This window comes from Nannocystis pusilla (assembly GCF_020073745.1).
Classification (GTDB): Bacteria; Myxococcota_A; Polyangia; order Nannocystales; family Nannocystaceae; genus Nannocystis; species Nannocystis radixulma.
In genome coordinates, this window is sequence record NZ_JAIRAU010000059.1 from 117300 (window position 1) to 130102 (window position 12803).

Annotated in this window: 12 protein-coding genes, 1 tRNA gene and 1 pseudogene; 10 read left to right on the forward strand and 4 right to left on the reverse strand. The window is 70.1% G+C overall.

Annotation, left to right across the window (positions count from 1 at the left end):
• Positions 1 to 41 precede the first annotated feature (41 nt).
• Entirely contained in the window at positions 42 to 602 is a 561-nt protein-coding gene (locus tag K7C98_RS41985; protein WP_224197584.1) for a hypothetical protein, read from the reverse strand.
• Between the two features lie 98 nt (positions 603 to 700).
• Here K7C98_RS41985 and K7C98_RS41990 point away from each other — a divergent pair, with 98 nt between their 5' ends.
• Positions 701 to 1747, forward strand: a complete 1047-nt coding sequence (locus K7C98_RS41990) for a hypothetical protein (RefSeq protein WP_224197585.1) — start codon at positions 701 to 703, stop codon at positions 1745 to 1747.
• A gap of 430 nt (positions 1748 to 2177) precedes the next feature.
• Positions 2178 to 3218 (forward strand): lipase family protein, encoded by a 1041-nt coding sequence (locus K7C98_RS41995; protein WP_224197586.1) that lies wholly within the window; start codon positions 2178 to 2180, stop codon positions 3216 to 3218.
• A 64-nt stretch (positions 3219 to 3282) separates the two neighbouring features.
• On the opposite strand, the gene K7C98_RS42000 is transcribed toward K7C98_RS41995, so the two are convergent.
• A complete protein-coding gene (locus K7C98_RS42000) occupies positions 3283 to 4926 on the reverse strand; it encodes an alkaline phosphatase PhoX (RefSeq protein WP_224197587.1) in 1644 nt (547 codons plus the stop codon).
• Between the two features lie 256 nt (positions 4927 to 5182).
• Here K7C98_RS42000 and K7C98_RS42005 point away from each other — a divergent pair, with 256 nt between their 5' ends.
• The gene (locus tag K7C98_RS42005) at positions 5183 to 6220 is read left to right on the forward strand and encodes a serine/threonine-protein kinase (RefSeq protein ID WP_224197588.1); all 1038 of its coding nucleotides are present in this window, start codon (positions 5183 to 5185) and stop codon (positions 6218 to 6220) included.
• Between the two features lie 34 nt (positions 6221 to 6254).
• Here the strand turns inward: K7C98_RS42005 and K7C98_RS42010 are convergent, their stop codons facing one another.
• On the reverse strand, positions 6255 to 7100 hold the full coding sequence (locus K7C98_RS42010; protein WP_224197589.1) for a metallophosphoesterase family protein: 846 nt from the start codon (positions 7098 to 7100) through the stop codon (positions 6255 to 6257).
• Between the two features lie 119 nt (positions 7101 to 7219).
• Here K7C98_RS42010 and K7C98_RS42015 point away from each other — a divergent pair, with 119 nt between their 5' ends.
• The 4 genes from K7C98_RS42015 (at position 7220) to K7C98_RS42030 (ending at position 9885) form a co-directional block, all read left to right on the forward strand.
• Positions 7220 to 7465, forward strand: coding sequence for a carboxymuconolactone decarboxylase family protein (locus K7C98_RS42015; RefSeq protein WP_224197590.1), 246 nt, complete (start codon positions 7220 to 7222; stop codon positions 7463 to 7465).
• Between the two features lie 120 nt (positions 7466 to 7585).
• A complete protein-coding gene (locus K7C98_RS42020) occupies positions 7586 to 7804 on the forward strand; it encodes a hypothetical protein (protein WP_224197591.1) in 219 nt (72 codons plus the stop codon).
• Positions 7805 to 7985: 181 nt separating this feature from the next.
• Positions 7986 to 8116, forward strand: a tRNA-OTHER gene (locus K7C98_RS42025).
• Between the two features lie 152 nt (positions 8117 to 8268).
• Complete coding sequence (locus tag K7C98_RS42030; protein WP_224197592.1) at positions 8269 to 9885, forward strand: TROVE domain-containing protein; 1617 nt, start codon at positions 8269 to 8271, stop codon at positions 9883 to 9885.
• A 97-nt stretch (positions 9886 to 9982) separates the two neighbouring features.
• On the opposite strand, the gene K7C98_RS42035 is transcribed toward K7C98_RS42030, so the two are convergent.
• Positions 9983 to 10696, reverse strand: a complete 714-nt coding sequence (locus K7C98_RS42035) for a hypothetical protein (protein ID WP_224197593.1) — start codon at positions 10694 to 10696, stop codon at positions 9983 to 9985.
• A 137-nt stretch (positions 10697 to 10833) separates the two neighbouring features.
• Between K7C98_RS42035 and K7C98_RS42040 the strand changes: the two genes are divergently transcribed.
• The 3 genes and pseudogenes from K7C98_RS42040 to K7C98_RS42045 all read left to right on the forward strand — a co-directional run.
• Complete coding sequence (locus tag K7C98_RS42040) at positions 10834 to 11232, forward strand: DUF3179 domain-containing (seleno)protein (protein ID WP_224197594.1); 399 nt, start codon at positions 10834 to 10836, stop codon at positions 11230 to 11232.
• Between the two features lie 181 nt (positions 11233 to 11413).
• The gene (locus K7C98_RS44340; protein ID WP_263430316.1) at positions 11414 to 11896 is read left to right on the forward strand and encodes a DUF3179 domain-containing protein; all 483 of its coding nucleotides are present in this window, start codon (positions 11414 to 11416) and stop codon (positions 11894 to 11896) included.
• A 12-nt stretch (positions 11897 to 11908) separates the two neighbouring features.
• A pseudogene (locus K7C98_RS42045) lies at positions 11909 to 12604 on the forward strand (DUF3179 domain-containing (seleno)protein); the annotation flags it as partial.
• Between the last annotated feature and the right edge of the window lie 199 nt (positions 12605 to 12803).

Here is a 12803-nt window from a genome sequence, read left to right on the forward strand (position 1 = left end):
CATGACCGGGATGGCATGTCCTTGAGGGCCTGTCCTGAAGGTCATGGCACCGCGCAGCGGCCGACCTTCTCGAGGTTCGGCGGGGCCTCGCCGGGGGCGAAGTGGGCGACGCAGGTCTGCCCGGCGACGGGGCAGCTCGCGGCGTCGAGGTCGCAGTAGGCGGCGCAGCAGCCCTCGGGCCCGGCGCAGCCGGGGACGTCGTCCGGCGGGGCGCAGTGGGCGGCGGCGGTGCAGTCGCGGTGCTGGACGCACGGCTCGCCGAGCGCGCGGCCGTCGAGGTTGCCGCGCAGGACGCAGCCGAAGCCGAGGGCGGCGGGCTGGCAGACCATCGCCACGGCGCCGATGTCCGCGTCGGGGCAGTCGTAGGCGAGCGGGTCGCAGGGCGGCACGCACACGCTGATCGGCCACAGGCGGTCGGTGCGGGCGCACACGAGGGCCGGGTCGGCGCAGGTGGGGGCGTCGACGGGGCCGCCGCAGAACGGGACGCGAGGCGCCCTCGCCGGTGCCGAACTGGATTGCGTGGCGGCGTCGGAGCCCGCGCCCGGCCGGGCGCAGCCGAGCACGAGGAGCACGAGGAGTGGCCTGCCGGAGGCGCGAAGCACGGCGGCAGTGTAGTGGAGGACGCGGGCCCGGTCGCAGGCGATTTCGCTCGAATCACACGACCCCGCGCAGCGGGGGGTCGGCATAGACTGAGGCGCCGATGGACGTCCCCGGCCTGTTCTTCTTCCTGGTCCGCGACGGGCTCGTGCCGTCCGAGCTGCTGGCGGAGCTGTGCGAGCGGCTGCCGGCCGAGAATTACGTGCGGTCGTCGGCGCGCGACGGCGAGGGCTTCGACTCGACGCGCTGGCCGCTGGCCCGCGACGCGGCGCTGGCGACCACGCTGGCGCAGCGCTTCGACGAGCCGGAGGTCGCGCGCGCGCTCGCGGAGGTCGAGGCGGCGGCCGGCGATCCGCCGCAGCTGCGGGCGCTGGCGCGACGGGCGAACGCGCGGGTGCTCGCGGCCTGCGGCGGCGAGGCGTCGATGTTCGCGCAATGGTGGCACGACGCGACGGCCGACGACCTGGCGGTGTTCGCCGAGCCGGCCCGGGACGCTCGCGTGGCGGACATCGTGGCCGCGCTGCAGGTGGCGCACCACGAGGCGGCCGACGGGCTCTACGCGTTCCACGTGCACCGCGGTCTGCCAGGTCCGTGCGCCGAGGCGGCGGCGCGGCTGGCTCGCCGGGCGCTGGCGGAGAAGCGGGTCACGGCGAACGAATTGGTCGAGGCGGCCTCGCAGCTGGTGATCCGCAGCGAGCCGTACTTCGCGGTGGAGCCGTCGCCGGCGGCGCGCGCCATGCTCGCCGCGCTCGTGGCCGCGTGCGCCGAGATCCGCCGCGTCACGGGGGCGACGGGCTGCACGTTGATGAGCGAGACGTTCGCGCTCCCCTCGCGGATCGCCGGCTCCGACTTCATGATCCTGGCCGGCCCCCGCGCGCTGCTGCTGCTGAAGTTCACCGCCTTGCCGGCGTGGACCGGCCGGATCTCCGCGTTCCGCTCGCGGCCGCTGCGTACTCGCGTCGGCGCGGCGCGACGCTTCGAGCTGGTGCTCGGCGAGCAAGAGCGCGAGGAGGACCGGGCCCCCGCGGCGGTCGCGGCGCTGTGCTTCTTCGTCGAGGTCTCGCTCGACGCGCACGTCGCAGCTCACCCCGCGGACGAGGCGGTGTTCCCGCGGATCGACGAGGCGATGTTGGACCGCATGTTCGCGTGACGCGGGCGCGGGCCGTCCGCGGCGCTCGCGAGGTGGCGGGTCGAACGGCGCGACGCGTGTGGCGCTGTGGACGGCCCCGCGCCCGGCTCACGGCGGCGGCGCCCGCAGAGACGCCGGATCCCGGGTCGTTCGACGATAATGCGCGTACATGGCCGTTCAGACATTAACAATAGGCGCCTGACTCGCCGATTGTCGCCGCGTCGCCGTCGCCGAGGGCGCCGCGACGGCGGCCGCGTGGCCGATTGGCGAATACGCGCGTCGATCGTCGAATTATCCGCCCAGGACGCACATAATAATGGTACGCCCGCTCGAATGTGAGCAGCGGGCGGCGCGGCCGACAATACGCATTTTTTATCGTTGCGCCGCGATCCGGACGATCCATGAACCTCGGTCGAGTCCGGAGCCCAAGTACCCGGATAGGAGGAGAAACATGCACCTCGAACATGCATTCACGAAGTGCCCGGGGACCAAGAAGGGCGATCCGGGCGAGCACCTGGTCGACGGCGTCGTCGAGGGCCAGTACGACCACTGCGTGGCGGAGCTGCTGTCCGTCGCCTCGGCCTGGTCCTACACCCACGTCGAGACGTACACCGATCGCCTGTGCCAGATGGGCCTCGACGGCGAGACGGTGGCCATCCGGGTCCGCAACGACGCGATCCTGGTCGACGCGACGGCCTACCTGTTCCAGAGCGCCGACAAGAAGCTCGGCATCCTCACCGTCCGAGGCACCTCGCAGGACGACATCATCCGCTGGCTGACGGACGTGCGCGCCACGATGATGCCGTTCCCGTCGGTGGGGATGGTCCACGGGGGCCTCTATCGCAGCGGCATGGCCATCTGGCCGACCCTGCGCGAATTCCTGGCGGCGTTGTACACCGGCAAGGCGCTCGGTAAGCGACTCGTCGAGCTGTCCCCGAAGAAGCCGGGGAAGCGGCCCGAGAGCGAGGTCGATGCGGTCGGCAAGAAGAAGCCGATCCTCGAGGCGCTCTATATCACCGGGCACGGCACGGGCGGCGCGCTCGCCGGTATGGCGACGGCCGGTATCTATATGGACCCGAAGCTCGAGCCGATGCGCAAGCTGGTGCGCGGGGTGTACGCCTACGGCCCGGCGATGTTCGCCGATCCGACGCTCGCCAGGACCCTTCACAAGCAGTTCGGCGACAAGACGTATCGCTTCATGTACGAGAACGACTACGTCACCAAGATGCCTCCGCGCACGGTCGGCCGATACATGCACTTCGGTCACCAGCTGGTGTCGTCCAGCCGCGACGGGGTGTGGGTCGAGGAGCTGCGCCTCGACCGCCAGCTGCGGACGCACCTGACCGCCAACGTGGTCGGCGCGGTCGCCCGCGCCAAGGACGCGCTGTACCTGTCGATGTCGCTGCCGATGGCGTACAACTGGGGCGACCACTCGCCGACCAACTACATGCGGATCTCGCGGAACGCCTACGTCGGTCTCGGCAATCCGTGAGCGAGACGGGCGGGCCTCGAGTTCGCTCGAGGCCCGCCCGGGCGTCCATGCGTCGCAGTCGCGACTATGATGATCGGTCGGAGGGCTCGCGCTCCGCGTCGAGCGGCGCGGGCCGGGTGACGCTGCGCAGCACGGCGACGCCGGCGGCCGCGAGCGCGAGGTCGAGGGCCGGGTTGCCGACATCCGCGTCACAGCTGCAGCCGGCCGGATCGCCCCCGGCACCGCCGCTGTCCGTGTCGCCGCCGGAGCTGTCGGTCGCACCGTCGCCCGTGCTCGTCCCGTCGCTGGTCGGCGCGCCGCCGGTGTCGCCCTCGGTGCCGCCGGCGGTGCCCGCAGAAGTCGTGGGCGCATCACCGGTGCTGCCGTCCGAGGTGGTGTCGTCGCCGCCTGTCGTGTCGTCGCCGCCGGTGGTGTCCTCGCCGGTGGTGCTCGGCTGCTCGACCTCGGGGAACGGGCCGCGGACCGCCAGGGTGAGGCCGTCGCTCTGGATGTTGACGAACATGGTCTTTCCGTCAGGCGAGAAGCAGACGCCGGCGAACTCGCTGTCGCTCTGGGCGTTGCGGGCGAAGTCGTAGATCTCGCCGGTCGGCGCGAGGACGCGGACGTAGTTGTCGCCGTCGCCGTCCTCGGCCATGAACACCTCGCCCCACGGGGCGACGCAGATGTTGTCCGGCATGTCGAGCAGGTCCTTGTCGTCGGAGCGGCCGATCAGCTCGAGCGTGGCGCCGTTCGGCCCGTCGATGAGGCGGAAGATCTGTCCGCCGTCGGCCGGGCCGCCGCTGGTCGAGCAGACGTAGACCGCGCCCTCGAACCACCAGATGCCCTCGCCGCGCACGAAGATCGCGGCGCCCTTGCCCTGGGCCTCGATGCGCAGGGTGTCGTTCGCCGGGTCGGGCTCGTCGATGTCGACCCATTCGCAGTCGACGATCTCGCTGACGTCCATGGTGGTGGTCGCGAAGTCGTCCTGGCCGACGACCTTGAGCGCCTGCAGCTTGCCGGTGAACGGGTCGGCCCTGTCGTCCGGGACGAAGCGGTACAGACAGCTGTCGCCGCGGTCCTCGGTGAGGTAGGCGTAGAAGGTGTCGGGGTCGACGCAGGCGGCCTCGTGGTTGCAGCGCCCGTAGCCGACGATCCGCTGCGGCATCTGCACGGTCTCGGCGTCGGTCTTGCACAGGAACACGTAGCCGTGGCCGTCGTCGACGTTCTCCTCGCACGACAGCCAGCCCCACGGGCTGACGCCGCCTGCGCAGTTGCGGATCGTGCCGACGAGGACGAGGTTGTTGCTGACGAGCTCGAGCGTGTCGTTGTCGAGCACGATGCGCGTCACGCCGCCGACGGCGTCCTCGTCGTAGGCCTCGGGCGGCGGGTCCTGGCCGTCGCCGTACGGCGAGTCCGACGAGTCGGGGCTGAGCTCGTGGTTGCACATCAGAATGACGGTGTTGTTCGGGCCCGGGAACGCGCCCATCGCGTCGGGCGCGCCCGGCACGCGATAGCCGTCGGTCATCATGTCCCCGGTCTGGCTGATGATCGTGTAGGTGAACCCCGCGGGCAGATCGAGGATGCCCTCCGGGTCAGGGACGAGGGCGCCGTAATCGGCGCGCGCGGTACGATGATAGGAGAACACCAGCGGGAGGGACGCGGCGGCGGCTGCCGCGGCCCCACCGCGCAAGAAGCTGCGGCGCTTGAGCGTGAGGTGGTAGGGACGCATGGCGCGAATCGTGGTGGACGCGCGCGGTGCTGACAAACGACGTCTCGGCCAACACGCCGGCGCGAATGTCACGACTCGCGAGGAAATGTCACGACCACGTGGAAGCGCGCCCTCGCGCGTGACGGGGTCGTCACCCGCGCCGGTGAGCCGTCGGCTGCGCGGGGCTCGACCGGGGGCGTGAACGCCCCGTTCGAACGTGCGCTGCGGGCTCAGGGCCCCGGACGGGTAGGGGTTCTGTGTTACCCTCGCCCTGCAAGTGCAGGACTCGCTCCCAGTCGGCACGCTCATCGACGACCGCTACCGCCTCGTCCGGCTGCTGCGGAAGGGCGGAATGGGCGAGATCTACGCCGCGGAGCACGTCCATACCCACAGGCGGGTGGCGATCAAGGTGCTGCGCTCGCCGTGGAGCCGCGATCCGGTGACCCGCGAGCGGTTCAAGCGCGAGGCGCAGGCGACGTCGCAGATCGTCCACGACCACATCGTCGAGATGCTCGACTTCGGGGTCACGGCCGACGGGGCCTGCTACCTGGTGATGGAGCTGCTGTACGGCGAGGACCTGCAGGCCACGCTGCTGCGCGAGGGCCGGCTGCCGCTGCGCCGCGCCGCGGCGATCATCCTGCAGATCTGCAGCGCGCTGGCCGAGGCCCACCGGCACGGCATCATCCACCGCGACCTCAAGCCCGGGAACTGCTTTCGCACCGGCTTCCGCGGCGTGCAGGACTTCATCAAGCTGGTCGACTTCGGCATCGCCAAGCGCCTGCCGCGAACCGCGGAGGCGCACCACGACAGCCACGAGGGCGCGGCGCTGACGACCGAGGGCACCATCCTCGGCACGAGCTTCTACATGGCGCCGGAGCAGTCGACCGGCGGGCCCATCGACCACCGCATCGACGTCTACGCGGCCGGCGTGGTGCTGTTCCAGCTGGTCACCGGCAAGCTGCCGTTCCGCGGCAGCACCCCCAGCGACACCTACCGCCTGATCCTCACCGCCGAGGTGCCCTCGGCCCGCAAGCTGGCGCCCGAGGCGGAGCTGCCGGCGGCCATCGACGAGCTGTTCCGCAAGGCGCTGCACAAGAACCCCGACAGGCGGTTCGCGTCGATGGACGAGCTGGCGGACGCGGTCGCGACCGTGGCGGCGCAGGTCCCGAAGGACAGGTTGAAGGGCGAGAGCGCGGTGCTGGCCGTCCAGACCGCCGCGGCCGAGAGCCGGCGGGGCCTGCGGCTGGTCGGGACGGTGGCCCTGGCGGCCGCGCTGGTGACGGCGCTGGCGATCGCGCTGTACTTCGGGATGTAGATCGGGCCATGTCCGTGAGGACATGTGCGAGCGGTCAGTCGACCTCGAGCACGCGCTGGAGCGCGGGGCGGCGGTATTCGGCGCCGCCGGTGAGCACGCGCAGGTTGGCCGCGATCTCCGCCTCGCCGGCGCCGTGGGTGTGGCCGCAGAGGACGGTGATCCGGCGCGCGGGCTGGGCCGCGGCGGCCTCGCGCAGGACGTCGCCGACGGCGGCGCAGGTGAAGTAGGGCTGCCAGTCGCCGTCGGAGTGGCGGCCCTCGTGCCAGCAGGCGGCCGCGAACGGCGGGACGTGGGTGACGACGACGACCTGCTCGAACTCGCGGAGGGCGTCGCGGAGCAGGCTGCGCAGGACCTGGGCCTCGGCGTCGCCGCGGGCCCGCAGCGCGGCGTGCAGGCGGGTGCGATCGGTGCCGCGGAAGAGCAGCCTGGGGTTGGCGCGCGCGGCCTGATCGATGGTGGCGGCCAGCTCCTCGATGTGGAAGAAGTCGTTGAGCACCACCGGGGTGGTCTCGGGGTTGCCGAGGCGCGCGTCGCCCCAGCCGTCGCAGCCGATCAAGGCTGTCCGATCGGTCAGGCGGACGACGCCGGCGGCGGGCAACCACGACAGCCGCGGGCGCCGGGCGCCGAGGTCGAGCACGGCCGTGCGCACGGCCTCGATCGAGCTGCCGTAGTAGTCGTGGTTGCCGAGCACGAAGTAGATCGGCCCGGGCACGCCCTGCGCGAGCAGGCGCAGGTGATGCTCGAGCGACTCGGCGTGCGAGAGGTCGCCGCTCAAGATCAAGGCGTCGGCCTTCGGTGCGGCGAGCTCGACGGCGAAGCGCCGCACGCCGTCGTCGTCGAGGAAGTCGAGGTGGATGTCGGTCGCCCAGGCGAGGCGCACCGACGGAGGATAGCGCGACGGCAGGGCGGTTTGGCGGCGCGCTGCGCCCGGACGCCGTGTCGTACACGCGGGCGACGCGGGCTTTCTCGGGGGACGCCGATCGCGGTACAGTGGCGATCATGGCCTGGATCCGCATCGTCGACCCCGAACACGCCGAGGGCCTCCTCGCGCGGATCTACCGCGCCGCGATCGCGCGTGCCGGCAAGATCTTCAACGTGCTGCGGATCCAGAGCGTGCAGCCGCGCGTCCTGCAGGCATCGCTCGACCTGTATCGTGAACTGATGTTCGGGCCCGGTCCGCTGTCCCGCGCCCAGCGCGAGATGGTCGCGGTCGCGGTGTCGCGCACGAACAATTGCGTGTATTGAACGCGCGCGCACAGCGACGACCTCCGGGCCGAGGTCGAGGCACAACCGAATGTCCACACTATCGCCGACGCGCTCGAGCGCGACCCGGACGGCGCCGCCCTGAGCCCCGCCGACCGGGCGATGATCGACGTCGCGGTGGCGCTGACCCGCGACAGCAAGGCGATCGGTCGGCGGGAGATCGACGGCCTGCGCGCCCACGGTTTTGACGATGCTGCGATCCACCAGATCGTGCAGATCACCGCGCTGTTCAATTACTACAACCGGCTGGTCGACGGGCTCGGCGGGGAGTTCGAGCCCGAATGGGGCGACGACCCGCTGGCTTCCGAGCGCAAGCGGTAGCGCTGCATAGGAAGACTGATAGTCAAGGATAGAGCTGGATATCTGGGGATAAGGAACTCCTGCTCGGAGCTGGGCCGGCGCTGTCGGTGGTTCTGCTCAAGAATTTGAAATCAATGAGAATTCTGGTCGCTGTTGGCGGCTGACGCCCGGCGTGGCACACGGCCTGCTCTGTCGATCGGCGTTCGGGATGGCTCAGCGGCAGAGCGCGCCGTGAGAACGATCCCCGCGGCGATTTCTCCCCTCGTGGGAAGTGAGGCGCGGGGTTACTTCAGAGGGACGGCGAGGACGCAGGTTCGACTCCTGCTCCCGAACCTGAGTCCGATCGAGGCAGTGAGATCGCGGTTACTTCTTCCGAAAAGAAAAACCACACCGCGGTCGGCGTTCTCCTCGATCGGGCTCGCTTTCTTGATTGTCGCTCTCTTCTTCCTCGATCCCCGCTCGCGCGGGGGAAAGGACAGTGCGTCATGGCTCTCTTCCGGCGTGGCAATCGTGGCAAGGGCTCGAGCAACGGCGAGTCCCACCTCAACTGGATGGGCGGGACCTCCTGGTTCATCCGCGATCCGCTCCTGCGCCTGCGCCTGGCCGCGGCGTCCTGCTTCTTCGGCGAGCCGATGTATTACCAGCGCGATGCCGTCGACGAGCGGCCGCGCCGCCGCGCGCCGGCGTTCGCGCTCACCGACGCCGACGTCGCGCGGCTGCGCGAGACGCTCGGCGCGGTGGATCCGCAGGAGTGGCGCAGCCGCACGCCGGCGGAATTGCTCGAGCATTGCATCGACGAGGCGCTGAGCCACGACGCGGAGGGCACGCTCCGCGAGGCGGCGCGGCTGCGCGACGAGGCGCTGGTGCGCACGACCCCGCAGGTGATCCTGGTGCGGGCGGCCCACCACGCGGCTGTGCGCGGCACCGGCCTCGTGCGCACATGGGCCAGGGCGATCATCGCTCGCGCCGACGAGCCGGCGGTGGGCCTGGCCTACCAGCTGAACCGCTTCGGCAAGCCGATCCCCAACGCGCTCAAGAAGGCGTGGCGCGACGCGTTCGAGCGCTTCGACGATGATGCGCTGGCGAAGTACCGGCTCGAGTCGCGGGCGGCGAAATCGGTGGACGTGGTCAACCTCGTGCACCCGCGCGGCGCCGCGGTGGACCGGCTCGCCAGGGGCACGCTCACCACGACCGATCGCACCTGGGAGGCGATCGTGTCGGCGCGCGGCAGCACGCCGGAGGCGTGGACCGAGGCGCTGCCGGTGATGGGCCACATGGCGCTGCTCCGCAACCTGCGGAACCTCGTGAAGGCCGAGATCCCGGCCGAGAGCTTCACCGCCAGGCTCGTCGGCGGGGCGCGCACGGGCAAGCAGCTGCCGTTCCGCTACTACAGCGCCTACCAGGCGCTGGGGGACGACGCACCGGCGAAGGTGCGCGAGGCGGTCGAGGAAAGTCTGATGATCTCGCTCGAGAACCTGCCGTGGCTCGGCGGCCGGACGATGGCGCTGTGCGACAACAGCGGGTCGGCGCAGGGCAGCACCACCTCGGCGATGGGGACCATGAAGATCTCCACCATCGCCAACCTCACCGGCGTGCTGGCGGGGATGCGCTCCGACGACGGCCACCTCGGCATCTTCGGCGACCACCTCGAGACCATGGCGATCCGCAAGCGCAGCTCCGTGTTCGCGCAGCTCGACGAGGCCGAGCGCGTGGCGAAGGGCATCGGACTCGGCACCGAGAACGGGATCTGGCTGTTCTGGGACAGGGCGATCCGCGAGCGCCAGCGCTGGGATCACGTGTTCGTGTTCTCGGACATGCAGGCGGGCCACGGCGGCCTCTACGGCACCAACCCCCGGCAGTACCGCGAGTTCGCCTGGGAAGGCCGCGACCGGTACATCGACGTGGCCAAGCTGATCGCCCGCTACCGGGCCACGGTGAACCGGGACGTGCGCGTGTTCCTCGTGCAGGTCGCCGGCTATCAGGACACGCTGGTGCCGGAGCACTACCGGTACACGTACGTCCTCGGCGGCTGGGGCCCCGGCATCCTCGGCTACGCGGCGGAGATGGCGGAGGTTGAGCAGATGCGGGCGAGCCAGGGGTGAAGACGCGACGCCGCGAGTCGGCACGCGCAGCGCGGACGCGCTCGTCCGCGCTGCACGTGCACCACGGCCGCGCGAGCACCAGGCCGGGGACGTGCGCTCACGGCTCGACGGCGAGGTCGATGTCGATCGTCACCGGGATGGCGAGCCCTGTGTACGTGCAAGAGCACTGGCCGGCGATGTCGCCGGCGACGCATTCCGGGTGGTTGGAGGCGACTCTCTGCCAGACCCGGTCGACGTCGAGCTGCAAGCTCGCCTTCAGCCGGCCGTCGGCGAACGCGAACGAGTCGAAGATCTCGAGGCCGGACAGATCCTCGGTCTGCTCGTAGAAGTGGCTGTGATCGGTCGGATCCGGCGGGAACTCCACCTGTGCCCACAGATACTTGAAGTTGGCCTTGAACGAAGCGTCCGAGCGCTCGAGCTGAGGGTCGAACGACAGGTAGATCACCAGGTCCTCGCTCTCGAACATGAAGGCCTGATAATCGTCGTTGCTCGAGTTACAAAACCCGCTCCAATGGTTGCACTTCAGGCCCGGCGCCCCGTCGTCGTCGTGGGCGACGATGTGCTTCGAGGCCGGCGGACAGAAGTCGAGCTCGCACTCGGGGACGGCGGGGCTGCCCGGAGTCGCAGCCACGCAGAGCCCGGGCTCACCCTCCGTGCCCGACGACTCCACGGTCGCGCCGGTGGTCGGGGGGTCGGTGCTGGTGGCCCCCGTGGAGCCGGAGCTCGATTCGCTCGTGTCGTCGCCGCCGTCCTTCCCCGGCCCGCAGGCGATCGCACACAGCATGAACAGCAGTAAGTTAATCGACTTCATCGTGGCAGGGTACCACGGCCGCCTCGGCCCGGCCAGGTTCGTCGAGGCGCGCCTTTTGCCCACGGCCTGCCCGCGTCCTCCTCGGCCTCGGCGCGGTGCTGGTCGCCCTGGGGACGCTCGTCACGCCCCCGTGAGTGATGCGCCCGTTCCGTCCGCAGGGGCCCACGGAGCTGGCAGTCGCGCTGTGGGTGCTGCGATTCGGGCCGTGGCTGCTCGCCCTGGCCGGGCTGATGGCGACGGTCGCGGTGGTGCGCGCGTGGCCCGGCGGGTGGTGGCGACGCGTCGGGGCGCTGTCGCTGTTGTTGCTGACGATCGGGGCAGGCGCCCTGTCGCGGGTCAACGTGTTCGAGGAGATGTTCGCGCCGCTGCCCGCGCCGCGCTTCGCGGCGGCGAGCGAGTCCGGGCTGCCGGCCGAGGCGATCGTGATGGCCGTGCGAGTCGGCGAGCAGGCGCGGGCGTATCCGGTCGAAGTGATGGCGTATCACCACGTGCTCAACGACGCGGTGGGGGATACGCCGCTGGTCGTCACATATTGAACGCTCTGCCACACCGGTCTGGTGTGATTCGGCGGCGTGCAAGTCGTCGAGAACACTGGGCTTTCAGGCGCTGGCTGCGAGGCTGTGCCCAAATTTTTGCCAAAAACACTCCGGGCGATCAAGGCCGCGCGGGGCAACTTCACGCTGAGCGCAAACGCTTTAAAGTGTATACTCGTGGTCCATGTCAACGCGACGTCCCTTCGTACTCCTCGGCCTCGGTGCGCTGCTCATCGCGCTGGCGACCCTGATCACGCCGCTGTGGGTGATGCGCCCGTTCCGACCGCAGGGGCCGACCGAGCTGGCGGTCGCGCTGGGGGTGCTGCGCTTCGGACCGTGGCTGCTCCTTGGGGCAGGTCTCATGGCTGTCGCTGCGGTGGTGCGCGCATGGCCCGGCGGGTGGTGGCGGCGGAGCGGCGCGGTGGTGATGCTGCTGCTGACGCTCGGCGCCGGCGGGCTGTCGCGGGTCAACGTCTTTGAAAAGATGTTCGAGCCGATGCCGGCGCCGCGCTTCGCGGGCGCGAGTGAGTCGGGCTTGCCCGACGATGCGATCGTGATGGCGGTGCGCGTGGGCGAGGCGGCGCGAGCGTACCCGGTCGAGGTGATGGCCTACCATCACGTGCTCAATGACGTCGTCGGAGATCAGCCGATCGTCGTGACATATTGAACGCTTTGCCACACTGGTCTAGTGTGGGCGCGGGCAATCCAGGGCAAGACGCTGACGTTCCACCTCGCGGGGATCCACAACCAGAACTTCCTTATGCGCGACGAGGAGACGGGGAGCTTCTGGCAGCAGGTCAGCGGGGAGTGCATCGCCGGGCCCATGAAGGGGGCGCAGCTCGAGCGGGTCCACAACGACGAACTGACGGTCGCGCGCTTTCAGCGCGAGTCACCGGCGGGGCAGGTGCTCCTTCGTGAACGAGGTCGTGTGGGCAGCTACGAGCGCGACTGGGAGCCAGGTATCGACAAGCTACCGACGGTCGTCGACACCAGCGACTCGCCGCTACCTCCGCGAGCCCTTGTCGCTGGGATCGCGGTGGGCGGACAGGCGCGGGCGTACGAGGCGAGCCAACTCGCGGCTGAGCGCGTGATCCTCGACGAGCTAGGAGACGTTCCGGTCGTGCTCTGGTCGGGCGGAGGTCGGATGGTGCGGGCATTCGATCGACGAATTGACGGTAAGGCACTACTGCTGGCGCCAGCCGACCCCGAACACCTACGTGACGCAAAGACTGGGAGCTTATGGGATTTCCGCGGCTGCCCCGTTGAGGGTCCGCATGTGAGATCCAAAGATTGCATGGAGACAGTGCCTGTCCTTTGGGACTACTGGTTCGACTGGAGGCTATACAATCCATCGACCAGCATCTATAGCCGGTAGACCTGAGCCCAACATTTCCCGACTCGCGCACTGGCCAACGAACGCGGAATTGGTCTGCAAGGCCGGGTTCGGGTGCTCTCACCCAGTGAGCGACGTCCCCCGCGAGCACGATTGGTCCCGGGCGCGGTTCTCGGTACGCTCATCCTGCATTACCGCGATGTACCGGCATCCCAGAATCTGTTTTGCCCTGGAGAGCCCT

Coding starts and splice junctions, on each gene's coding strand:
- K7C98_RS41990 (WP_224197585.1), top strand. CDS start 701: ATGGACGTCCCCGGCCTGTTCTTCTTCCTGGTCCGCGACGGGCTCGTG.
- K7C98_RS41995 (WP_224197586.1), top strand. CDS start 2,178: ATGCACCTCGAACATGCATTCACGAAGTGCCCGGGGACCAAGAAGGGC.
- K7C98_RS42000 (WP_224197587.1), bottom strand. CDS start 4,926: ATGCGTCCCTACCACCTCACGCTCAAGCGCCGCAGCTTCTTGCGCGGT.
- K7C98_RS42015 (WP_224197590.1), top strand. CDS start 7,220: ATGGCCTGGATCCGCATCGTCGACCCCGAACACGCCGAGGGCCTCCTC.
- K7C98_RS42020 (WP_224197591.1), top strand. CDS start 7,586: ATGATCGACGTCGCGGTGGCGCTGACCCGCGACAGCAAGGCGATCGGT.
- K7C98_RS42030 (WP_224197592.1), top strand. CDS start 8,269: ATGGCTCTCTTCCGGCGTGGCAATCGTGGCAAGGGCTCGAGCAACGGC.
- K7C98_RS42035 (WP_224197593.1), bottom strand. CDS start 10,696: ATGAAGTCGATTAACTTACTGCTGTTCATGCTGTGTGCGATCGCCTGC.
- K7C98_RS42040 (WP_224197594.1), top strand. CDS start 10,834: ATGCGCCCGTTCCGTCCGCAGGGGCCCACGGAGCTGGCAGTCGCGCTG.
- K7C98_RS44340 (WP_263430316.1), top strand. CDS start 11,414: ATGTCAACGCGACGTCCCTTCGTACTCCTCGGCCTCGGTGCGCTGCTC.